Below are 21,854 nucleotides of genomic sequence, written 5' to 3'. Positions count from 1 at the left end.
GGGGCAGAAAAATCGGTGGCTGCCGGGCGCTCCGCGGACGTACGCTCGACCGGCCATGAACACCTCCCGCCGCCCGATGCTGCTGCTGATGGTGGCCACCCTCACCGCCGGCGCGGGCAACGGCATCTCGATCGTCGCGTTCCCGTGGTTGGCCTTGCAGCACAACGGTTCCGCCTCGGACGCCGCCATCGTCGCCACCGCCGGAACCGTGCCGCTGCTGGTCGCGACGGTGCTCGCCGGCGCGGCGGTGGACTACCTGGGCCGGCGCCGGGTGTCGATGCTCTCCGACGCTCTGTCCGGGCTGTCGGTGGCGATGGTGCCGCTGCTGGCGCTGGGGTTCGGCACCGGGGCGGTGAACGTGTGGACGCTGTCGGTGTTGGCCGCGCTCGGCGCGTTCTTCGATCCGGCCGGCATGACCGCCCGGATCTCCATGGTGCCGGAGGCCGCCGAAGCGACCGGCTGGAGCCTGGACCGCGCCAACAGCCTGTACCAGGCGAACTTCAACCTGGCCTACATCGTCGGGCCGGGCGTCGGCGGTCTGTTGATCGCGACGCTCGGCGGCGTGCAGACCATGTGGGTGACCACCGCCCTCTTCGGAGTGGCGATCGGCGCCGCCGCGCTGATCCGACTCGCCGGCGCCGGGCGCCCCGATCGCGCCGAGCTGCAGGAGAAGGTGTGGCCGGGGATCGTGGAGGGCCTGAAATTCGTCTGGTCCAACCCGGTGCTGCGCACCCTGGCCGTGGTGGACCTGCTGCTCAACGGGCTCTACGTGCCGATCGAATCGGTGCTGTTCCCGAAGTACTTCACCGACCTCGACCAGCCGCAGCAACTGGGCTGGGTGCTGATGGCGCTGTCGGCCGGCGGGTTGCTCGGCGCGCTCGGCTACGCGGTCACGTCGCAATACCTGAACCGGCGCCACACGCTGATCGTCGCGGCCGTCACGCTGGGGGTGACGACGACGGTGATCGCGTTCCTGCCGCCGCTGCCGCTGATCCTGGGGCTGAGTTTCGTCGTCGGCCTGGTGTTCGGGCCGCTCGGCCCGATCTACAACTACGTCATGCAGACCCGCGCGCCGGCGCACCTGCGCGGACGAGTGGTCGGCGTGATGAGTTCGCTGGCCTACGCCGCCGGGCCGGTTGGATTGATCGTGGTCGGGCCGCTGGCCGACGCCGCCGGGCTGACGGTCGCCTTCCTGGCGTTGGGCGCGCCGATGGTGCTGATCGGGCTGGTGTCGATCGGGTTGCCGGCGCTGCGCGACCTGGACCGCACGCCGCAACCGCTGTAGACCGCGGCCCGTAATATCGGAGTTCGTGCCGACCCCGCCGCTGGACGCCCTGATCGCCGAACTGCCCGACGGCGCCGTCGTCACCGACCCGGACATCATCGCCGGCTATCGCCAGGACCGGGCCGCCGACCCGGACGCCGGTATGCCGCTGGCCGTGGTGCGGCCGCAGACCACCGAGCAGGTGCAGGCCACCCTGCGTTGGGCCAGCGCGCACCGGGTGCCGGTGGTGCCCCGCGGCGCGGGCACCAGCCTGTCCGGTGGATCCACCGCCGTCGATGGCGGCATCACGCTGTCCACCGAGCGGATGCGGGAGATCACCGTCGACCCGGTCACCCGCACCGCCGTCGCACAGCCCGGACTGTTCAACGCCGAGGTCAAGGCCGAAGCCGCCAAGCACGGACTCTGGTATCCGCCGGACCCGTCGTCGTTCCAGATCTGCACTATCGGCGGCAATATCGCCACCAACGCCGGCGGGCTGTGCTGCGTGAAATACGGCGTCACCACCGACTATGTGCTGGGCCTGCAGGTGGTGCTGGCCGACGGGACCGCGGTGCGCCTCGGCGGGCCGCGGCTCAAGGACGTCGCCGGGCTGCCGCTGACCAAACTGTTCGTCGGCAGCGAAGGCACGCTCGGTGTGGTCACCGAGGTGACGCTGCGCCTGGTGCCCGCCCAGCCGCCGGCCGCCACCGTGGTGGCGACCTTCGACTCGGTGCGCGCGGCGTGCGATTCGGTGGTGACCATCACCGGCAAGATCCGGCCGTCGCTGATGGAGTTCATGGACCGGGCCTCGATCAACGCCGTCGAGGATCAGCTGCGGATGGGATTGGACCGTTCAGCGGCGGCGATGATGGTCGCCGCCTCCGATGAGCGCGGTGGTTCCGGGACGGCCGACGCGGAGTTCATGGCCGAGGCGTTCACCCGGCACGGCGCCACCGAGGTGTTCTGCACCTCCGACCCCGACGAGGGTGAGGCGTTCGCCGCGGCCCGCCGCTTCGCGATCCCGGCGGTCGAGGCCAAGGGGTCGCTGCTGCTCGAGGACGTCGGCGTGCCGCTGCCACTGCTGGCCGATCTGGTCGCCGGAGTCGAGGATCTGGCCCGGCGCCGCGACCTGATGATCGCGGTGATCGCCCACGCCGGAGACGGCAACACCCACCCGCTGATCGTGTTCGACCCCGACGACGCGGAGATGGCCGCCCGGGCGCAGCGCGCGTTTGGCGAGATCATGGACCTGGCGATCAGCCTGGGCGGCACCATCACCGGGGAGCACGGCGTCGGACGGCTGAAGAGGCCCTGGCTAGCCGCCCAGATCGGCCCGGAGGCGATGGAACTCAACCGCCGAATCAAGGCCGCGCTGGACCCGGACGGGATCCTCAACCCCGGGGTGGCGTACTGAAGGCCGCTCAGGCGGCCCAGTAACCCTGGGCTTTGAGCTGCCCCTTCGGCACGCCGTACTGCTCGCGCAGCACCTTGGCCACCGTGCGGGTGGTGCGGTTGTCGCAGGCCACCCAGGCGAAGTGATCGGCGGCGTCGAAGGCGCTCTCCCGAACCGTGTCGATCAGGCCCTGCCCGCCACCGGTGCGGTCCACCCAGAACAGTTCGCTGTCGCCGGTGATGTTCACCGGCAGCTGCTTGTCGTCGTCGTGGGCGGCCTCCAGGAACACCCAGGCGGGGATCGGGCCGATGGCGTCGAGCAGCGAGTTGATCGCGGGCAGCGACGCGGGGTCGCCGACGATCAGGTAGCCGGCCGGGTCCGGGGTGGGCAGCGTGAAGTTGCTGCCCAGCACCGTCACGCCCAGGATGTCGCCGGGCTGGGCGTTCTCGGCCCAGCGGGTGGCGAGCCCGTCGTGCAGGGCGAAGTCGATGTCGACGGTCCCGGCCGCCGGGTCGGGGTTGACCAGGGTGTATCCCCGCTGGTGGGCCTTGGCGCCGTCCGGGAACCAGCCGCGGACCCACATCGTCGGGTGCACTGGGCGGTCCGCCAGCAGCGTCCCGGCGTCGAAGTGCAGTCGCAGGTAGTGCGGGGTGAGCTCGGTGCGTCCGGTGACGGTGAGCTGGTAATCGGCGCCGCCGAAGAGTTTGACCAGCGTTCCGGTCAGCCCGCGTGACGTGTCGGCCATGTTCCACCTTCCGATCGATGTTAGGTAAGCCTAACTCGACCGAACGGGGTGTTGGGGTGGCCCATCGACTGAGACGTCACGGAGCCGTTTGAGAAATCACGGACGCACGTGAGAGCTCAATCGATGGAGTCAGGCCGAGGCGGGCCGCGCCGCAGGCGCAGCCGTGGCCGGCGGCTCGTCGCGCACCCGGGTGAGTCGGTGCAGCAGCCAGGACACCGGAATCGTCAACACCATGGTCCAGAAGAACAGCTCGATCCCGGAGCCGGAGTACACCGGCTGGTGCATGATCTCGACCATCGCGATTTCCATCAGGATCAGGTGCACCAGGAAGATCTCATAGGAGATCTCGCCGACCCACACCATCGGTCGGCTGCCCATCAGCGTCGCGTACCAACCGCGGTTGCCCAGCGCCAGCGGAGCCAGCAGCAGCACCGCGATGATGGTGTAGAAGATGGTCTTGAACAGCGCCTCGTAGAGCTCCTTGGGCGAAGTCGTCGGCTCCCCGGCGATCGGGGTGGAGACGATGAGGAAGCACAGCACCGCCAGCGGGATGGCCAGGAATCCGTAGGCCCGCTCCCCCATCTGGGCCAGCACCGTCAGCGTCATCCCGCCCAGGAACCAGATCAGGTACGTCGGCGGCCACAGCCGCGCCGAATCCGGCAGCCAGTCCACCGAGTGGAAGAACACGATCCAGGCCGGTGAGACCAGCATCAGCGCGAAAATACCGCCGAGCAGCCGGTACGGCCGCCACTCCCGGCGGCACAGCAGCACCAACAGCAGGTACGCGATCGCCGGCAGCAGGATATAGAAACCGACCTCCACCGCCAGGCTCCACATCTGCGTCAGCCCCTGATGCAGATAGGAGTACATGTAGTTGTCGGTGTAGATCTGGGTCATCGTCAGGTTCCGCAGCAGCCCGACCCAATGGTGGCCGGGGTTGGGCTGCACATCGGTGCGGAAGTGGTAGACGACGTAGGCGGCCAGCACGACGACGACGTAGGCCGGCATGATCCGCCGGAACCGGTGCCAGGCGTAGCGGCGCAGCGACGGCTCGGGGCCGCCGGTGGCCGCCGACTTGACCCACGGCCGAAACAGCAGATACCCGGACAGCGCGAAGAAGATCGGCACGCCGATCTCCATCCGCGACGCCATCAATCCCCAGTAATCCGGGGTGTAGTGGCCCGTCGTGTACGCGGCGTGGGTGGCCACGACGAGCAGCGCGGCCAGCGCCCGGATGCCGGTGAGGGAGGCGGTGCGATTAGGGACGGGCGCGCTCACCAAGACTTCTTCTTAAACGGCTTCTTCGGCCGGGCGCCGCCGCCCTGCGGCCGCTTGCCGCCCCGGTCACCCCGGTCACCGTAGCTCCGGTCACCGTAGCTCCGGTCGCCGTAGGAACCCCGTTCGCCGGATGAGCCGCGGCCACCGGTGTCGAGCCGCAGGTTGATCGGCACACCCTGAATCTTGGTGTGCGACAACGCCTTCATCGTCTCGGCCGGCAGCTTCGGCGGCAGTTCGACCAGCGAGAAGTCCGGCCGGATGCTGATGTGCCCGAAGTCGCTGCGGTGCAGGCCGCCCTCGTTGGCGATGGCCCCGACGATCGCGCCCGGCACCACCTTGTGCTTCTTACCGACGTCGATGCGGTACGTCGCGAAGCCTTCACCCGGCCGGCGGATCGGTCCGCGGTCATCCCGGTCGCGGCGCTCCCGGCGCTCACGGCGGGCGTCCGGCGGCGGCTCGGGCGCCATCAGGAATTCCTCGCCGTCGCGGGTCTGCAGCGCCAGCGCGGCGGCGATGTCGGCCATCGGCACGTCGGCGTCGCGCTCGTAGTCCTCGATCAACCGGCGGAACATCTCCAGCCCGGGTTTGCCCAGCCCGGAGGTGATGGAGTCGCGGAACTTGGCCACCCGCTGGGCGTTGACGTCGTCGACGGTCGGCAGCTCGGCCTCGACCAGCCGCGAGCGGGTGGCCTTCTCGATCGCCTTGAGCAGGTGTCGTTCCCGCGGCGAGACGAACAGCACCGCCGCGCCGGAGCGGCCGGCCCGGCCGGTGCGCCCGATCCGGTGCACGTAGGACTCGGTGTCGTGCGGGATGTCGTAGTTGAGCACGTGGCTGATCCGCTCGACGTCCAGTCCGCGGGCGGCGACGTCGGTGGCGACCAGGATGTCCAGGCCCTTGGCGCCGCCTTCCTTGAGCGCGGCGATGGTGCGTTCCCGCATGCTCTGCGGGATGTCGCCGTTGATGGCGGCGGCGTTGAAGCCGCGGGCCCGCAGCCGCTCGGCGACCTCCTCGGTGGCCTGCTTGGTGCGGACGAAGACGATCATCGCCTCGAACGGCTCGGTCTCCAGGATCCGGGTCAGCGCGTCCATCTTCCGCGGGCCGGCGACCTGGATGTAGCGCTGGGAGATGTTCTCCGCGGTGGCCGTCTTGGCCTTCACGGTGACCTCGACGGGGTCGTGCAGGTACTTCGAGGTCAGCTTGCGGATGCCCGACGGCATGGTCGCCGAGAACAGCGCGACCTGCTTGTACTCCGGGGTGTCGGCCAGGATCCGCTCGACGTCCTCGGCGAAGCCCATCTGCAGCATCTCGTCGGCCTCGTCGAGCACCAGGTAGTCCAGTTTGGACAGGTCCAGGGTGCCGCGCTCCAGGTGGTCGATCACCCGGCCCGGGGTGCCGACGACGACCTGGGCGCCGCGGCGCAGGCCGTTGAGCTGCACGGTGTAGGACGAACCGCCGTAGATCGGCAGCACTGTCAGCCGCGGCAGGTGCGCGCTGTAGCGGCCGAACGCCTCGGCGACCTGCAGCGCCAGCTCCCGCGTCGGGGCCAGCACCAGCGCCTGGGTGGCGGAGTTCGCCGGGTCGATCTTGGACAGGATCGGCAGCGCGAACGCCGCGGTCTTGCCGGTGCCGGTCTGGGCCAGCCCGACCACGTCGGAGCCGTCCATCAGCGCCGGAATGGTCGCGGCCTGGATCGGCGACGGGGTCTCGTAGCCCACCTCGGCCAGTGCGCGCAGCACGTCCGGGTGCACCCCCAGGTCGGCGAACCCGGGCGCGTCCAGGTCAGCCTGCTCGGAGGCGGTGGTGTCAGGGGCGCCGGTCTGCTCCGGCTCGGGCTCGCTCATCAGGGCTGCCAGTCTAATCGGGCGGATCGACGACGCTCGGCCGAACTCGTGGAGGAGGCGCGCCGAGCACCGCAGAAGGCCCACGCGCCCCGGGGCCGGTAGCCTGCGGGCGTGCGCAGATCCCTGATTCCGGCCGCGTTCGCGGTGTTGCTGGCGACGCTGACCGCCTGCGGGTCGGGTGAGTCCACCGTCACCATGACGCCGGACCCTATCTCCGCCGCCACCCCGGCCGCGCCGAACGCGCAGTCCCCGGCGCCGGCCGAGCCGACGCCCGAACCCGACGCCGACGACCCGTGCCCGGTCGATCTGGCCGCCCCCGCGATCGCCCGCGCCGTCTCCGAACTGAAGAAGGACCCGCGCAGTGGGCAGGGCTGGAACCCCGAGCCGCTGGCCGGCAATTACAACGAGTGCGCGCAACTGTCCGCGGTGATCGTGAAGGCCAACACCAACTCGCCGAACCCCAACACCCGAGCGGTGTTGTTCCACCAGGGCAAATACATCTCCAAAGGCGCCCCGGAAACGTTCGGGTTCAACGGCATCGACGCCTCGCAGACCACCGGTGACACCGTCGCGCTGACCTTCACCAGCCAGGCCCCCGGCCTGACCAGCATGGTGAAGTACCGCTGGAACGGCTCGGCGGTCGAGCTGGTCGCCAACACGCCGTGATCGACGCGTCGACGCGGGACGCGCTGGCCGGTGTGGTCGGCGCGCCGTTCGTCAGCACTGACGCCGACGTGCTGGCCGCCCGCAGCGTCGACCACACCGGCCGCTATTCGGGCCGAGCCGGCGCGCTGGTCCGTCCCGCCGACTCCGCCGAGGTGGCCGCGGTGCTGCGGATCTGCCGCGACGCCGGAGCGCACGTCACCGTGCAGGGCGGTCGCACCTCGCTGGTGGCCGGCACCGTCCCGGAACACGACGACGTGCTGCTGTCCACCGAGCGGCTCACCACAATCGGCGAGGTCGACACCGCCGAGCGGCGGGTTCGCGTCGGCGCCGGGGTCACCGCCGCCGCACTGGCCGACGCGGCGCGCGCCGCCGGCCTGGTGTTCGGGGTGGACCTGGCCGCCCGGGACAGCGCCACCGTCGGCGGGATGGCGTCGACCAACGCCGGCGGGCTGCGCACTGTGCGCTACGGCAACATGGGAGAACAGGTGCTGGGCCTGGATCTCGCGCTCCCCGACGGCGCCCTGCTGCGGCGGCATTCCCGGGTGCGACGCGACAACACCGGCTACGACCTGACCGCGCTGTTCGTCGGCGCCGAGGGCACCCTCGGGGTGATCACTGAACTGGACATCCGGTTACACCCCACCCCGCGGCACCGGGTGACCGCCATCGCCGGGTTCGCCCGACTGGCGGACGTGGTGGCCGCCGGCCGGGTGCTGCGCGATGTGGAGACCATCGCCGCCCTCGAACTCGTTGACGCCCGCGGGACCGCGGTCGCCGAGCGGCTCCTGGGCGTCGCCGCGCCGACGACCGCCCGCTGGATGCTGCTCATCGAACTGGCCGGTGACGACGATCAGACCGGACGACTGGCGGAGTTGTTGGACGCGCTGGACCTGGACGGCGAACCCGCGGTCGGGGTGGACCCGGCCGGCCAGCAGCGGCTGTGGCGGGTCCGCGAGTCGGTCAACGAAATCCTCGGCGCGTACGGGCCGCCGCTGAAATTCGATGTGTCACTGCCACTTTCGCAGGTCGAGGATTTCCAGTCCGCGGCCGGCGAGCTGCTGGCGGCGCACGCCCCGGAAGCGATCCCGGTGCTGTTCGGCCACATCGGCGAGGGCAATCTTCACCTGAACGTGCTGCGCTGCGCCCCGGCGGCCGAGCGCGAGTGCTACGCGCAGATGATGTCGCTGATCGCCGAGCACGGCGGCAATGTCAGCTCCGAGCACGGCGTGGGCAGCCGCAAACGCGAGTACCTGTCGATGGCCCGCGAGCCCGCGGACATCGACGCCATGCGCGCGGTCAAGGCCGCGCTGGACCCGACGGGTTACCTCAACGCTGCGGTGCTGTTCGGCTGAGGGCTGGTGCTGTTCGGCTGAGGCCTGGGTGCTGTTCGGCTGAGGCCTGGGTGCTGTTCGGCTGAGGCATGGCCGCGAGCGCCACTTTCTGCACCAGCGCCGGTTTTCGCACACCCCGTCCTGGGCATTCACGTACCAGAAGTGGCGCTCGTGCAAAAAGTGGCGCTCGTGAGGGTCAGCGCGCCTTCGTCAGTCCCACTCGACCTTGTGATGACGCCCAGAACTCTGCGGGTTAGCGAGGCTTGGCGGAGCCTGCGGAGCCAAGTCGAAGCTGGGCCCGCGCGGCAGATCCTGCGGGTTAGCGAGGCTTGGCGGAGCCTGCGGAGCCAAGTCGAAGCTGGGCCCGCGCGGCAGATCCTGCGGGTTAGCGAGGCTTGGCGGAGCCTGCGGAGCCAAGTCGAAGCCGGACTGCTCCGGCAGCGGCCGGGCCTGCTCCGGCTCGGCGCTGCGACGCCCGGCGGCCAGCAGATACTCGATGTAGCCGTCGTCGTCGTCGATCTCGCCGTACTCGGCGACGTAGCGGCCCGGTCCGTGCGGGTCGGGCTCGGGGCCGGGCCGGCCCGCGCCGGCCGGGTCGCGCCAGAACGCGACGGCGTCGTCGAACACCCGCAGCGGCGCCATCTCGTCGGTGTCGTGCCCGACAGGCGCGCCGATCCGCTCGTCGGGCTCGCTGCGCAGCACCTTGATCCCGTCGGCCAGGAACAGCGCGGCCACCACGCCGAACAGCGCGATGAACGCCGGCAACAGCAGCGACTGCGCATAAGCCGCCGCGAACGGCTCGCGCAGCATCTCCGGCAGCTGCTGAGCGCGTCCGTCGCTGGGCATCGGCGGCAGTCCGCGCGGCAGCTCGGCGTGGATGCGCGCGCTGATCAGCGCCGCCATCGCCGCGCTGCCCAGCACCGAGCCCACCTGCCGGGTCGCGTTGTACACACCGGATCCGGCGCCGGCGACGTCCGGCGGGAGCCGACGGGTGGCGGTGGCCGCCAGCGGCGCCCAGATGAACGCCATCCCGGCGCCGAGCAGGATGAACGGCGGCACCAGCCGCCACGGCGGCGTGGTCGCGGTCATCTCGATCGACAGCCAGGTCAGCCCGACGGCCAGCGCCGCGAACCCGAAGCCGATGACCGGCGTCGGGTGGGCGCGGTCGATGATCCGGCCGACCCAGGGCGCCAGCAGGCCGCTGACCACCGCCATCGGCGCGGTCAACAGCGCCGATCCGGTCGGTGACAGGCCGAGCACCTGCTGGGCATAGAAGTACACCGGCAGCACCATCGCCGTCACGGCGAACCCGATGATCGCGACGCCGACCGCCGACAGGCTGAAGTCCGGGTCGCGGAACACCCGCAACGGCATCAACGGCTCGTTCTGATTGATCGACTGCCAGTAGACGAACAGCCCCAGCACCGCGATGCCGCCGAGGATCATCAGCCAGATCACCGGCGACCAGCCCCAGGCCTGGCCTTCCTGCAGACCGAACACCATCAGGAACATGCCCAGCCCACTCAGCAGCACGCCAAGAAGGTCCAGCCGGTGCCGTTCGGTCGGCAACGTCGGGATCAGCCAGAGGCCGACCGCCAGGCCGATCACGCCGATCGGGACGTTGACGAAGAAGATCCAGCTCCAACCGAGGTGGTCGATGATGACCCCGCCGGCCAGCGGACCGACCAGGGTCGCCACCCCGGCGGTCGCGCCCCAGACGCTCATCGCCACCCCGCGTCGGTGCGCCGGGAAGATCTTGGTGATGGTCGACAGGGTCTGCGGGGTCAGCATGGCCGCACCCAGGCCCTGCACGACGCGGGCGGCGATCAGCTCCCCCAGCGAATCGGCCAGACCGCACCACAGCGAGGCGGCGGTGAACACGAACAGTCCCAGCAGGTACAGGTTTTTCGGGCCGTAGCGGTCTCCGAGCCGGCCGGCGACCAGCAGCGGCACCGCGTAGGCCAGCAGGTAGGCGCTGGTCACCCAGATCACCCGGTCGTAGTGGCCCTGCACCCCGAACGACTCCATCAGGGTGTCGTTGGCGACGGCCACGATGGTCGAGTCGACCAGGATCATGAAAAAGCCGACCATCATCGCCCACAGCGCGTACCACGGGTTGTCCGTCGGACGCCGCGGCGCTCTCACAGATGTCGTCATCGCCACACGACTGTAGTCGCGCGGGCCGACAGCGAGCCCGCCGCAAACCTTTACCGGCCGCTGATCGTTGACACCGGGTTAGCCTGGGCAAAAGTCGCAGGAGCGAAACGGATGGAGAACCGCATGGCCGCTGGAACGCCCGCCAACCTGCCGGATCGAAACGCCGACAGTCGCAGCGTGGATCCGGTGAGCAGCGCCGAGAACGCCGGCAGCTCCGCCAAAATTCTGTCCTACCTGCTGGAGACCAGCTCGCGGCTGCAGGGTCCGGCGATCCGCGCCTATGTGGCCCGGGTGCGGCGCAAGCATCCCGAGGCCACCCCGGCCGACGTGATCAAGCGGATGCGGCGGATGTATCTGGCGTCGGTGGTCGGCAGCGGCGCCGCCGTCGGCGCGGCGGCGATCCTCCCCGGCATCGGCACCCTGGCGGCGCTGGCCGCCATCAGTGGCGAGACGCTGGTGTTCCTGGAGGCGACGACGCTGTACGTGCTCGCCGTCGCCGAGGTGCACGGTGTGGAGCCCACCGACCACCGCCGTCGGCGGGCTCTGGTGCTGGCGGTGCTGGCCGGCGGTGAGGACGGCAAGCACGCGGTGGCCAATGTGATCGGGTCCGGGCGCATCCAGGGCGGCTGGCTCTCCGAGGGCGCCGCGGCGATCCCGATGGCCGGCGTCTCCCAGATCAACTCCCGCGCGGTGCGCTACTTCGCCAAGAAATGGGCGGTCAAGCGCACCGCGGTGGCCGCGGGCAAGCTGCTTCCGTTGGGTTTGGGCGCGGTGATCGGCGGGATCGGCAACTGGTTGATCGGCCGGAAGTTCACCCAGAACGCCGAGGACGCCTTCGGGCCCGCCCCGACGCGCTGGCCCGGGACGCTGCGGGCGCTGCCCGAGCTCGAAGCGGCCCACAATTCGCCGGTGAACCGGGCGGAGTGAGCGAACTCCCGCTTGCCACCACCGGGTTGCCGGTTAGGCGCTAGCCTGAGACTCGGCGGTCACGCCGGAACGCGGCAAGCGAGCCCCGATGCGCTTGCCTGAGACCTTTTGACACGAAGCGAGGCGAGCAGCGGCCGTGAGCAGTACGAGTTCACCATTCGGCCAGAACGAGTGGCTGGTCGAGGAGATGTACCGCAAGTTCCGCGAGGACCCCAAGTCGGTCGACCCGAGCTGGCATGAGTTCCTGGTCGATTACAACCCCGGGAAGCTGAGCGAAGGCATCGTCGACAACGGCCAGCAGGCCGAGAAGCCGGCGGCCCAGAAGCCGGCCCCCGAATCGAAGCCGGCGCCCGCGGAAACCAAGCCGTCGCCGGAGGCCGCGTTGCCCGCCAAGACCCCGCCGACCAGCACCGGCGCCTCGGCGCCCGATATGGCGCCGCCGGCGACCAAGCCCGCGCCGGCGCCGAAGGCCGCGTCGGACTCCCCCGCCGGCGAAGAGCAGACCCAGGTGCTGCGCGGTGTCGCCGCCGCCGTCGTCAAGAACATGAACACCTCGCTGGAGGTGCCGACGGCGACCAGTGTCCGGGCCATCCCGGCCAAGCTGATGATCGACAACCGGACGGTCATCAACAATCACCTCAAGCGCACCCGCGGCGGCAAGATCAGCTTCACCCACCTGCTGGGGTACGCGATCGTGCAGGGCGTCAAGGCGTTCCCGAACATGAACCGGCACTTCGCCGAGATCGACGGCAAGCCGAATGCGGTCACCCCGGCGCACACCAACCTGGGCCTGGCCATCGACCTGCCGGGCAAGAACGGCAATCGTTCCCTGGTCGTCGCGGCGATCAAGGGCTGCGAGACGATGAAGTTCGGCGAGTTCATCGCCGCCTACGAAGACATCGTGCGGCGCGCCCGCGACGGCAAGCTGACCGCTGAGGACTTCGCCGGTGTGACCATCTCGCTGACCAACCCGGGCACGCTGGGCACCGTGCACTCGGTGCCCCGGCTGATGGCCGGCCAGGGCGCGATCATCGGCGCCGGGGCCATGGAGTACCCGGCGGAGTTCCAGGGCGCCAGTGAGGAGCGGATCGCCGAGCTGGGTATCGGCAAGCTGATCACCCTGACCTCGACGTATGACCACCGCATCATCCAGGGCGCGGAGTCCGGGGACTTCCTGCGCACCGTCCACCGGCACCTGCTCGACGACGGCTTCTGGGACGAGATCTTCTTCGAACTCGGCATCCCCTATGAGCCGGTGCGCTGGCGGATCGACAACCCCGATTCGATCGAGCAGAAGAACGCCCGCGTCATCGAGCTGATCGCGGCCTACCGCAACCGCGGCCACCTGATGGCCGACATCGACCCGCTGCGCCTGGACGCCACCCGGTTCCGCAGCCACCCGGACCTGGACGTCAACACCCACGGCCTGACGCTGTGGGATCTGGACCGGGTCTTCCGGGTCGACGGGTTCGCCGGCCAGCAGCACAAGAAGTTGCGCGACGTGCTCTCGGTGCTGCGCGACGCCTACTGCCGGCACGTCGGCGTGGAGTACACCCACATCCTGGAGCCCGAGCAGCAGAAGTGGCTGCAGGAGCGCATCGAGGTGCGTCACGACAAGCCGACGGTCGCGCAGCAGAAGTACATCCTGAGCCGGCTCAACGCCGCCGAGGCGTTCGAGACGTTCCTGCAGACCAAGTACGTCGGACAGAAGCGGTTCTCCCTGGAGGGCGCGGAGACCATCATCCCGATGATGGACGCGGCCATCGACCAGGCCGCCGAGCACGGCCTGGACGAGGTCGTCATCGCCATGCCGCACCGCGGCCGGCTCAACGTGCTGGCCAATATCGTCGGCAAGCCGTACGCGCAGATCTTCACCGAATTCGAGGGCAACCTGAACCCGTCGCAGGCGCACGGCTCCGGTGACGTGAAGTACCACCTGGGCGCCTCCGGCAACTACCTGCAGATGTTCGGCGACAACGAGATCGAGGTGTCGCTGACGGCCAACCCGAGCCACCTGGAGGCCGTCGACCCGGTGCTGGAGGGCATCGTCCGCGCCAAGCAGGACCTGCTGAACAAGGGCGACGGGCCCGACGGGTTCACCGTGATGCCGCTGATGCTGCACGGCGACGCGGCGTTCGCCGGCCAGGGCGTGGTGGCCGAGACGCTGAACCTGGCGATGCTGCGCGGCTACCGCGTCGGCGGCACCATCCACATGGTGGTGAACAACCAGATCGGCTTCACCACCTCGCCGGAGAACTCGCGGTCCAGCGAGTACTGCACCGACGTGGCGAAGATGATCGGCGCGCCGATCTTCCACGTCAACGGCGACGACCCGGAGGCCTGCGACTGGGTGTCCCGGCTCGCGGTGGACTTCAGGCAGAAGTTCAAGAAGGACGTCGTCATCGACATGCTGTGCTACCGCCGCCGCGGGCACAACGAGGGCGATGACCCGTCGATGACCCAGCCGGCGATGTACGACGTGATCGATCACAAGCGCGGCGTCCGCAAGACCTACACCGAGGCGCTGATCGGCCGCGGCGACATCTCGATCCAGGAGGCCGAGGCCGCGCTGCGCGACTTCCAGGGCCAGCTGGAGCAGGTGTTCAACGAGGTCCGCGAGCTGGAGAAGTTCGTTCCGGAGCCCAGCGAGTCGGTGGAGACCGAGCAGACCATCACCCACGGGCTGAACACCGCCGTGGACAAGGCCATGCTGGCCCGGATCGGCGACGCGCACCTGGCGGTGCCGGAGGGCTTCTCCGTGCACCCGCGGGTCAAGCCGGTGCTGGACAAGCGTCGCGAGATGGCCTACGAGGGCAAGGTCGACTGGGCTTTCGGCGAGCTGCTGGCGCTGGGGTCGCTGATCGCCGACGGCAAGCTGATCCGGTTCTCCGGCCAGGACACCCGCCGCGGCACGTTCACCCAGCGGCACGCGGTGATCATCGACCGCAAGACCGGCGAGGAGTTCACCCCGCTGCAGCTGCTGGCGGCCAATGAGGACGGCACCTCCACCGGTGGGAAGTTCCTGATCTACAACTCGGCGCTGAGCGAGTTCGCCGCGGTTGGGTTCGAGTACGGCTACGCCGTCGGCAACCGCGAGGCCGTGGTGCTGTGGGAGGCGCAGTTCGGCGACTTCGTCAACGGCGCGCAGTCGGTGATCGACGAGTTCGTCAGCTCTGGCGAGGCCAAGTGGGGCCAAACCTCCGATGTGGTGCTGCTGCTGCCGCACGGCCACGAGGGCCAGGGTCCCGACCACACCTCCGGGCGCATCGAGCGATTCCTGCAGCTGTGCGCGGAAGGGTCGATGACCGTCGCCCAGCCGTCGACCCCGGCGAACTACTTCCACCTGCTGCGGCGGCACGCGCTCGGTGGCATCCACCGGCCGCTGATCGTCTTCACCCCGAAGTCGATGCTGCGGAACAAGGCGGCGGTCAGCGACGTGAAGGACTTCACCGAGGTGAAGTTCCGCTCGGTGCTGGAGGAGCCGACCTACGAGGACGGCATCGGCGACCGCAGCAAGGTCACCCGGGTGCTGATGTGCTCCGGCAAGATCTACTACGACCTGGCGGCGCGCAAGGCCAAGGAGAAGCGCGAGGACGTCGCGATCGTGCGGATCGAGCAGCTCTACCCGCTGCCGCCGCGCCGCCTCGGCCGCACCCTGGACCAGTACCCGAACGCCCGGGAGTTCTTCTGGGTGCAGGACGAGCCGGCCAACCAGGGGCCGTGGCCGACGTTCGGCCTGGAGCTTCCCGAACTGCTGCCGGACAAGCTGTCCGGTATCAAGCGGATCTCGCGCCGCGCGATGAGCGCGCCGTCCTCGGGTTCGTCGAAGGTGCATGCCGTCGAACAGCAGGAGATTCTCGACGCCGCGTTCGGCTGAGTCGTCGCCGCCGCCCCGGGTACACCCGCGTACCCGGGGCGGCGGGCTGCGACGGGCCTGATTTACGCTTCTTGACACACGTCCAATGTGAGGAGCAGCCATGCGAGGTTTCGAGGGCAAAGTCGCGGTGGTCACCGGCGCGGGATCGGGCATCGGCCGGGCCCTGGCGCTGGAGCTGGGCCGGTCCGGCGCGCTGTTGGCCATCAGTGACGTCGACGTCCAGGGCCTCGCCGAGACCGAGGCCCAGCTGAAGCAGATCGGCGCCCCGGTGAAGGCGGATCGCCTCGACGTCGCCGAGCGCGAGGCCTTCCTGCTCTACGCCGACGCGGTGCAGGCGCACTTCGGCATCGTCCACCAGATCTACAACAACGCCGGCATCGCGTTCACCGGCGACGTCGAGGACATGGCCTTCAAGGACATCGAGAAGGTGATGGACGTCGACTACTGGGGCGTGGTCAACGGCACCAAGGCATTCCTGCCGTATCTGATCGCCTCCGGCGACGGACACGTGATCAACGTGTCGAGCCTGTTCGGCCTGCTGGCGGTGCCGGGTCAGTCGGCGTACAACTCGGCCAAGTTCGCCGTCCGCGGCTTCACCGAGGCGCTGCGCCAGGAGATGCTGACCAAGCAGCGCCCGGTCGCGGTGACCTGCGTGCATCCCGGCGGCATCAAGACCGCGATCGCACGCAACGCCACCGCGGTGGAGGGCCTGGACCCCAAGGAACTGGCCAAGCAGTTCGACAGCAAGCTGGCCAACACCACCGCCGAGCGGGCCGCGGAGATCATCCTGACCGGGGTGCAGAAGAAGCACGCCCGAGTTCTCGTCGGCGCCGACGCCAAGATCCTCGATCTCATCGTGCGGATCACCGGCTCGGGCTACCAGCGGTTGTTCTCCACAATGATGGGCAAGCTCGTCCCCGGCTCGCACTGACGGAGTCGAGCGGTGAGCTTGCGAACCGCGAAGAGCTCCGTCACCAATAGGCACCGCCTGCCGCCCCCCTCGGACTGGACGGCCGTCAACTATTTACTGGGATGCATAGTCCCGGTAAACTGTGTGACATGCGCCATGAGTTTGCCAACCGAGCGAAGGGGCGAGAATGTCTTCGGTAGCCGCCACCACGACCACAGCGCGCAACCCGCAGTACGCGGCGACGCTGGCGATGCTGTCCGAAGGCTCGGTGCGCCGGCACTTCGACCCGTACGCCGACATCGACTGGGACGCCCCGGACATGCAGATGGACCCGGGCGACCCACGCTGGGTGCTGTCGCCGACGCTGGACACCCTGGGCGGCACCGAGTGGTACCGGAATCAGCCCCTGGAACGGCAGATCGAGATCGGCCGCTGGCGCACGCTCAACAGCGTCAAGGTGGGCGCGGCCTTCGAGAGCATCCTGATCCGCGGGTTGATGGCGTTCATCATGAAGCTGCCGAACAACTCCCCGGAGTTCCGCTACGCGTTGCACGAGATGACCGAGGAGTGCAACCACATCCAGATGTTCCAGGAGTTGGTGAACCGCTCCGGCACCGACGTGCCCGGGATGCGGCCGCTGTTCCGGAAGCTGTCGCCCTACATCGGGCTCGTGGGGCATTACTCCCCCACCGCGTTCATGGCCGGCATCCTGGCCGGTGAAGAGCCCATCGACCACTTCCAGAAGGGCGTGATCCGCGAAGGCGCGAACGTGCCGCCGGCGGTGCTGCGCACCATGCAGATACACATCGCCGAGGAGGCCAGGCACATCTCGTGGGCCAACGAGTTCCTCAAGACGCACATGGCCAAGCGGTCCCGGGGGTTCAAACTCTTCGCGACGTTCGCGTTCCCGCTCACCCTGCGCTGGCTGGCCACCGAGATCATGACACCGCCGAAGTCGATGGCCCGTGAGCTCGGCATCCCGCGCAAGGTGTGGAAGGAAGCGTTTTGGCGCGGCCCGCACGCGCGCAAGGTCATGGCCGGGTATTTCCCGGAGATGCGGGCGCTGAGCCACGAACTCGGGATCATGACACCGCTCGGCCGCCGGATGTGGAAGCTCGCGCGGATATCCGGTGAAGAGGCGCGTTACCGCGGCGAGCCGGACCGCGAAGCGATCGCGATCGCCTGATGCCGCACGTCGTCACGCAGTCGTGTTGCAGCGACGCCTCCTGCACGTACGCATGTCCGGTGAACTGCATCCATCCGACCCCGGATGAACCGGACTTCCACACCGCCGAGATGCTCTACATCGATCCGGTCGACTGTGTCGACTGCGGCGCCTGCGTGTCGGCCTGCCCGGTGGACGCGATCAAGCACTACAGCACGCTGACCGCGCAGGAGTCGGTGTTCGCCGACTTGAACGCGGACTTCTACCGGGAGCCGCGCCCACGGCCGCTGCTGGCGCCCCCGGTCCCGGCGCTGCAGGTGCGCTCCGGCGCGGATCTGCGGGTCGCCATCGTCGGCTCCGGACCGGCCGCGATGTACGCCGCCGACGAGATCCTGACCATCCCCGGCGCCCGGGTGCGGATGTACGAGCGGTTGTCCGAGCCCTACGGCCTGGCGCGGTTCGGCGTGGCGCCGGATCACCAGCGCACCCGCCGCGTCACCCGCCAGTTCGACACGATCCGCGAGGATCCCCGGCTGGAGCTGATCCTCGGGACTCAGGTCGGCGTCGACGTCACCCACGAGGAACTGCTGGCGTCACATCACGCGGTCGTCTACGCCGTCGGCGCCTCCACCGACCGCCGCCTCGATATCCCGGGGGCCGAGTCTTCCTGCTCGGCAACGGAATTCGTGGCGTGGTACAACGGGCACCCCGACTTCGCCGACCGCGCCTTCGACCTGTCACAGCCGAACGCCGTCGTGATCGGCAACGGCAACGTCGCCCTGGACGTGGCGCGCATCCTGACCATGGACCCCGAGGCGCTGGCCGGCACCGACATCGCTGGGTATGCGCTGGACGCCCTGCGCCGCAGCAAGATCGAGGAAGTCACCGTCGTCGGCCGGCGGGGCGCCGAACAGTCCGCGTTCACCGTCGGAGAGCTCATCGGCCTGTGCTCCACGCCGGGTGTCGACGTGGTGGTCGCCGACGAGCACCTCGACAGCCTGCCGGACTCCGATCCGCGCGCCGACATTCTGCGCGGCGCGACACCTCGCGCCGGAAGCCGCAATCGGCGCGTGGTTCTGGACTACCTGCTGTCCCCAACCGCCATCGACGCCGGTTCGGTGCGTTTCGTCCGCAACGAGCTCGTTCCCGCTCCGGATGGATCCATGCGGGTCAAACCCACCGCCGACGAGCACGCCATCGACGCCGGTCTGGTGCTGACCTCCATCGGCTATCGAGGGGTCCCGGTGCCCGGGCTGCCGTTCGATGAGGCAAGCGCGACGGTGCCGAACACCTCCGGCCGGGTGCAGGGGATGCGGCGCACCTACGTGACGGGCTGGATCAAACGCGGCGCGAATGGGTTCATCGGAACGAACAAGTCGTGCGCCCAGGAGACGGTGCGCAGCCTGGTCGACGAGTACAACGCCGGTCGGCTACTCGGCGCGCCCGTCTGACGATCGACCCGCGGTCAGTCCGACGAGCAGCTCGGCGAACGGTTCATCGGGCTGCAACACGACGCCGCCCATCCGCGCTCGACCGTCGATCACGCACCACACGTAGTCGGCCAGGTCGGCCACGATCTCCTCGCGGGTGCTGTTCGGCGCGACTCCGCGCACCCAGCCGTACAGGGTGGCCTCGACCATGGTGATCACCGCGAACGGCACCGTCTGGAACGGCGCGGGATCGGCGCCGACCAACTGCGCGACCGAATCGATCAACTCATGCCCGACGACGATCATCCGGTTCTTCAGCTCGCTGACCGCGTCGAGGGCGCCGTCGCCTTCGAAGGTGGGACCGGAGCGCACGAAGGTGTTGAGCCGCGGATGCTCCAGCATCCAGTCGGCCACGGCGGCAACGGTGCGGGTCAGGATGTCACGCAGCGACCCCGCTTCCAGATCGAGGCTGGCGTCGAGCACCTGCGCGAAGTCTTCGACGATCAACGATCGCGCCCGGCGCTCCAGCTCCTCCTTGCCACCGAACTGGCGATACACCACCGATTTCGCCAGCCCGGCGCGCCGGGCGATGTCGGCCACGGACACCGCGACGTCCGGCGGGCTCTGCTCGATCAGCTCGATCGTCGCCTCCAGGACCTGCGTCCGACGCTCGTCGTTGTGCTCACGCCAACGCTCCTCATAACCGCTGAGGGCCGGGGACGTCGTCATTCCGGACAGCCTACAAGCGTCGCGTTCCCACCCGGTCAATTGCCGATCGGGTTCTCGGCCAGCCAGGCGTCGGCCAGCGCCCGTGGGTCCGCGCCGTCGGCCAGCTGCGCGCGCATGCCCTTGAGCGCCGCGGTGTCCAGCACACCGGCAACCTCATTGAGCGCCACCATCTGCTGGGGGTCCAGCTCGTTGCGGCGGTACAGCGGCAAGGCGTTCTCCCCGCGGATCAGCGCGGGCTTGCGATCGTCGAGCAGCACCACCCCGACCGGGACGGCCGGGTCCGCGCTGCTGCTCCACGCGGCGTTGATCTGATTCGACCGCAGGGCGGCGAACATCGCCGCGCTGTCGGGGAACTCGCGGGGCTTCGAAGCCCGGCAGGCGCCGACGGCCGAGGGGGTCTGGGCTCCGGCGACCCTGCCGAAACGCAGCTGCTCGCATTTGCTCACCAGCTGGGTGAGAGTGTGTCCGCCCCAGGCGTCCACCGTGTCCTCGGTGACCGCGACGGCCGGTTTGTCCTCGGCGGCGGTGGCGTAGTCGCCGGCGGTCACGCCCTCGGGCAGCACCCCCAGCAGCGCCTTGTACACCGCCTCATCGCTGCGACCGGCGGTGTCCGGGGACAACCGGTCCAGCAGCTCACCGGTCAAACCCGGGGCGATCAGCGCCTCCCCGGAATCGAGCGCCGCCAACGGATCATCGAATTCCTGCACCCGCACCGGGGTGCCGTAGTAGCGCAGGGCGGCGCCGTAGAGGTTGGCCAGCAGCACCGAATCCGGCTCGCCGGACGCGGCGATCACCACCTCCGGCGGCGGTCCCGGGCTGGCCGCGCAGGCGCTCATCGACACGGCCAGCACCGCGGCGAACACGAGACGGACCCAGCGCGCTACCACGGCGCCAGGGTACTGCAGCGGGCGCGGGCGGACGGCGATCCATCGGCGGGATCGCCCGGCCGCGCGTAGCATCTGCGCTGTTCGGCTCAACACCTGCGGCGCCGTGGGAGGGAGGTTCGTCACCATGTCCCAGTTCCGCCCGATGTCCCCGCAACGACTGGCGCGCGAAATGCTGGCGCGCGAAATGCTCGGGCATCAGCCGAGCCACCCGTCCAAGGTTCCGGTTCCCGTCGCCCGGGCGACGGTGGATTGCGCGGTCTACGTCGACGGGAAGCGGCTGCCGGGCCGGTTCACCCATGAGTCCGGGGTGGCCAAACTGCGCGAGCTGCGCGCCGAGGGGCGCTCGGCGTTCGTGTGGATCGGCCTGCACGAGCCCGACGAGCACCAGATGCAGTCGGTGGCCGACGCCTTCGGCCTGCACGCGCTCGCGGTGGAGGACGCCGTGCACGCCTACCAGCGACCCAAGCTGGAGCTGTACGACAACACCATGTTCCTGGTGCTCAAAACGGTGGTCTACATTCCGCACCAGTCCGTCGAGCAGGCCCATGAGATCGTCGAAACCGGCGAGATCATGGTGTTCGTCGGCATCGATTTCGTGGTGACCGTTCGGCACGGCGAGCACAGCGGCCTGGCCGCCATCCGCAGGCAGCTCGAACAGGACCAGAATCAGCTCCGGCTCGGCCCGTTCGCCGTCATGCACGCCATCGCCGACCACGTCGTCGACAACTATCTGGACGTCACCGCGCTGATGGAGGTGGATGTCGACAAGATCGAGGAGGACACCTTCTCCCCCGGCAGCAAGACCGACATCGCCGCCATCTACCTGCTCAAACGGGAGGTGGTGGAACTGCGTCGGGCGGTGACGCCGTTGACCGACGCGCTGGAGAAGCTCCAGAACGAATACCGTGACCTCTATCCCAAGGAGGTTCGGCGCTACATGCGCGATGTGCTGGACCATCAACTCCACGCCGCCGAGCAGATCGCGTCCTACGACGAGCAGCTGACCTCCCTGGTGCAGGCAGCGCTGGCGAAGGTCGGGATGCAGCAGAACGCCGATATGCGCAAGATCTCCGCGTGGGTGGCGATCGCCGCGGTGCCGACCATGATCGCCGGCATCTACGGAATGAACTTCGAATTCATGCCCGAACTGAGCCATCCGATGGCGTATCCGATGGTGCTGCTCGGAATGCTGCTGGTGTGCCTGACCCTGCACCGGATTTTCCGGCACAACCACTGGCTCTAGCTGGCTAGGGG

Annotated in this window: 16 protein-coding genes; 10 read left to right on the top strand and 6 right to left on the bottom strand. The window is 69.2% G+C overall.

Annotation, left to right across the window (positions count from 1 at the left end):
* The first annotated feature begins 55 nt into the window (after positions 1-55).
* On the top strand, positions 56-1,285 hold the full coding sequence (gene tap / locus L2Z93_RS04685; protein ID WP_090586908.1) for a multidrug efflux MFS transporter Tap: 1,230 nt from the start codon (positions 56-58) through the stop codon (positions 1,283-1,285).
* A gap of 25 nt (positions 1,286-1,310) precedes the next feature.
* The gene (locus L2Z93_RS04680) at positions 1,311-2,678 is read left to right on the top strand and encodes an FAD-binding oxidoreductase (RefSeq protein ID WP_090586911.1); all 1,368 of its coding nucleotides are present in this window, start codon (positions 1,311-1,313) and stop codon (positions 2,676-2,678) included.
* A gap of 7 nt (positions 2,679-2,685) precedes the next feature.
* Here L2Z93_RS04680 and L2Z93_RS04675 read toward each other — a convergent pair whose 3' ends face one another.
* The 3 genes from L2Z93_RS04675 to L2Z93_RS04665 all read right to left on the bottom strand — a co-directional run bounded on the left by L2Z93_RS04675 (position 2,686) and on the right by L2Z93_RS04665 (position 6,521).
* Positions 2,686-3,402, bottom strand: a complete 717-nt coding sequence (locus tag L2Z93_RS04675) for a siderophore-interacting protein (protein WP_090586913.1) — start codon at positions 3,400-3,402, stop codon at positions 2,686-2,688.
* Positions 3,403-3,531: 129 nt separating this feature from the next.
* Positions 3,532-4,680 carry an acyltransferase family protein gene (locus L2Z93_RS04670; RefSeq protein WP_234786030.1) on the bottom strand — a complete coding sequence of 383 codons (1,149 nt, stop codon included), beginning with the start codon at positions 4,678-4,680 and terminating at the stop codon, positions 3,532-3,534.
* Positions 4,677-6,521, bottom strand: coding sequence for a DEAD/DEAH box helicase (locus L2Z93_RS04665; RefSeq protein ID WP_090586919.1), 1,845 nt, complete (start codon positions 6,519-6,521; stop codon positions 4,677-4,679). Before L2Z93_RS04665 ends, L2Z93_RS04670 begins: the two co-directional genes overlap by 4 nt.
* 111 nt (positions 6,522-6,632) lie before the next feature.
* Here L2Z93_RS04665 and L2Z93_RS04660 point away from each other — a divergent pair, with 111 nt between their 5' ends.
* Both L2Z93_RS04660 and L2Z93_RS04655 read left to right on the top strand, forming a co-directional pair.
* Positions 6,633-7,187 (top strand): LppP/LprE family lipoprotein, encoded by a 555-nt coding sequence (locus L2Z93_RS04660; protein ID WP_234786031.1) that lies wholly within the window; start codon positions 6,633-6,635, stop codon positions 7,185-7,187.
* Positions 7,187-8,539 (top strand): FAD-binding oxidoreductase, encoded by a 1,353-nt coding sequence (locus tag L2Z93_RS04655; protein ID WP_370745845.1) that lies wholly within the window; start codon positions 7,187-7,189, stop codon positions 8,537-8,539. Before L2Z93_RS04660 ends, L2Z93_RS04655 begins: the two co-directional genes overlap by 1 nt.
* Positions 8,540-8,728: 189 nt before the next feature.
* On the opposite strand, the gene L2Z93_RS04650 is transcribed toward L2Z93_RS04655, so the two are convergent.
* A complete protein-coding gene (locus tag L2Z93_RS04650; RefSeq protein ID WP_090586925.1) occupies positions 8,729-10,675 on the bottom strand; it encodes an MFS transporter in 1,947 nt (648 codons plus the stop codon).
* 111 nt (positions 10,676-10,786) lie between these two features.
* Between L2Z93_RS04650 and L2Z93_RS04645 the strand changes: the two genes are divergently transcribed.
* The 5 genes from L2Z93_RS04645 to L2Z93_RS04625 all read left to right on the top strand — a co-directional run bounded on the left by L2Z93_RS04645 (position 10,787) and on the right by L2Z93_RS04625 (position 19,005).
* Positions 10,787-11,602, top strand: coding sequence for a hypothetical protein (locus L2Z93_RS04645; RefSeq protein ID WP_234786032.1), 816 nt, complete (start codon positions 10,787-10,789; stop codon positions 11,600-11,602).
* 136 nt (positions 11,603-11,738) lie between these two features.
* Positions 11,739-15,479 carry a multifunctional oxoglutarate decarboxylase/oxoglutarate dehydrogenase thiamine pyrophosphate-binding subunit/dihydrolipoyllysine-residue succinyltransferase subunit gene (locus L2Z93_RS04640; protein ID WP_099541338.1) on the top strand — a complete coding sequence of 1,247 codons (3,741 nt, stop codon included), beginning with the start codon at positions 11,739-11,741 and terminating at the stop codon, positions 15,477-15,479.
* 100 nt (positions 15,480-15,579) lie between these two features.
* The gene (locus L2Z93_RS04635; protein WP_090586930.1) at positions 15,580-16,410 is read left to right on the top strand and encodes an SDR family NAD(P)-dependent oxidoreductase; all 831 of its coding nucleotides are present in this window, start codon (positions 15,580-15,582) and stop codon (positions 16,408-16,410) included.
* Between the two features lie 166 nt (positions 16,411-16,576).
* Positions 16,577-17,575 (top strand): AurF N-oxygenase family protein, encoded by a 999-nt coding sequence (locus L2Z93_RS04630; protein ID WP_090586932.1) that lies wholly within the window; start codon positions 16,577-16,579, stop codon positions 17,573-17,575.
* A complete protein-coding gene (locus L2Z93_RS04625) occupies positions 17,575-19,005 on the top strand; it encodes an FAD-dependent oxidoreductase (protein WP_090586933.1) in 1,431 nt (476 codons plus the stop codon). Before L2Z93_RS04630 ends, L2Z93_RS04625 begins: the two co-directional genes overlap by 1 nt.
* On the opposite strand, the gene L2Z93_RS04620 is transcribed toward L2Z93_RS04625, so the two are convergent.
* Both L2Z93_RS04620 and L2Z93_RS04615 read right to left on the bottom strand, forming a co-directional pair.
* Positions 18,985-19,713: a TetR/AcrR family transcriptional regulator gene (locus tag L2Z93_RS04620; RefSeq protein ID WP_090586935.1), complete on the bottom strand. Its 729-nt coding sequence runs from the start codon at positions 19,711-19,713 to the stop codon at positions 18,985-18,987. The two genes, L2Z93_RS04625 and L2Z93_RS04620, sit on opposite strands and share 21 nt — an antisense overlap.
* Before the next feature lie 35 nt (positions 19,714-19,748).
* Entirely contained in the window at positions 19,749-20,549 is an 801-nt protein-coding gene (locus L2Z93_RS04615) for a glycine betaine ABC transporter substrate-binding protein (RefSeq protein ID WP_234786037.1), read from the bottom strand.
* Positions 20,550-20,724: 175 nt separating this feature from the next.
* On the opposite strand from L2Z93_RS04615, the gene L2Z93_RS04610 reads away from it, so the two are divergent.
* Positions 20,725-21,843 carry a magnesium and cobalt transport protein CorA gene (locus tag L2Z93_RS04610; protein ID WP_090586939.1) on the top strand — a complete coding sequence of 373 codons (1,119 nt, stop codon included), beginning with the start codon at positions 20,725-20,727 and terminating at the stop codon, positions 21,841-21,843.
* The last annotated feature ends 11 nt before the right edge of the window (positions 21,844-21,854 follow it).

Origin of the sequence: Mycolicibacterium brumae, assembly GCF_025215495.1 — a bacterium.
Lineage (GTDB): Bacteria > Actinomycetota > Actinomycetes > Mycobacteriales > Mycobacteriaceae > Mycobacterium > Mycobacterium brumae.
Note: the sequence above shows the minus strand (reverse complement) of the source record. Positions and strands in the feature narration are given on the sequence as shown.

Bases quoted from the DNA above. Each gene is read 5' to 3' on its own strand.
- tap (WP_090586908.1), top strand. From the start codon at position 56: ATGAACACCTCCCGCCGCCCGATGCTGCTGCTGATGGTGGCCACCCTC.
- L2Z93_RS04675 (WP_090586913.1), bottom strand. From the start codon at position 3,402: ATGGCCGACACGTCACGCGGGCTGACCGGAACGCTGGTCAAACTCTTC.
- L2Z93_RS04665 (WP_090586919.1), bottom strand. From the start codon at position 6,521: ATGAGCGAGCCCGAGCCGGAGCAGACCGGCGCCCCTGACACCACCGCC.
- L2Z93_RS04650 (WP_090586925.1), bottom strand. From the start codon at position 10,675: ATGACGACATCTGTGAGAGCGCCGCGGCGTCCGACGGACAACCCGTGG.
- L2Z93_RS04645 (WP_234786032.1), top strand. From the start codon at position 10,787: ATGGAGAACCGCATGGCCGCTGGAACGCCCGCCAACCTGCCGGATCGA.
- L2Z93_RS04635 (WP_090586930.1), top strand. From the start codon at position 15,580: ATGCGAGGTTTCGAGGGCAAAGTCGCGGTGGTCACCGGCGCGGGATCG.
- L2Z93_RS04630 (WP_090586932.1), top strand. From the start codon at position 16,577: ATGTCTTCGGTAGCCGCCACCACGACCACAGCGCGCAACCCGCAGTAC.
- L2Z93_RS04625 (WP_090586933.1), top strand. From the start codon at position 17,575: ATGCCGCACGTCGTCACGCAGTCGTGTTGCAGCGACGCCTCCTGCACG.
- L2Z93_RS04620 (WP_090586935.1), bottom strand. From the start codon at position 19,713: ATGACGACGTCCCCGGCCCTCAGCGGTTATGAGGAGCGTTGGCGTGAG.
- L2Z93_RS04615 (WP_234786037.1), bottom strand. From the start codon at position 20,549: ATGAGCGCCTGCGCGGCCAGCCCGGGACCGCCGCCGGAGGTGGTGATC.
- L2Z93_RS04610 (WP_090586939.1), top strand. From the start codon at position 20,725: ATGTCCCAGTTCCGCCCGATGTCCCCGCAACGACTGGCGCGCGAAATG.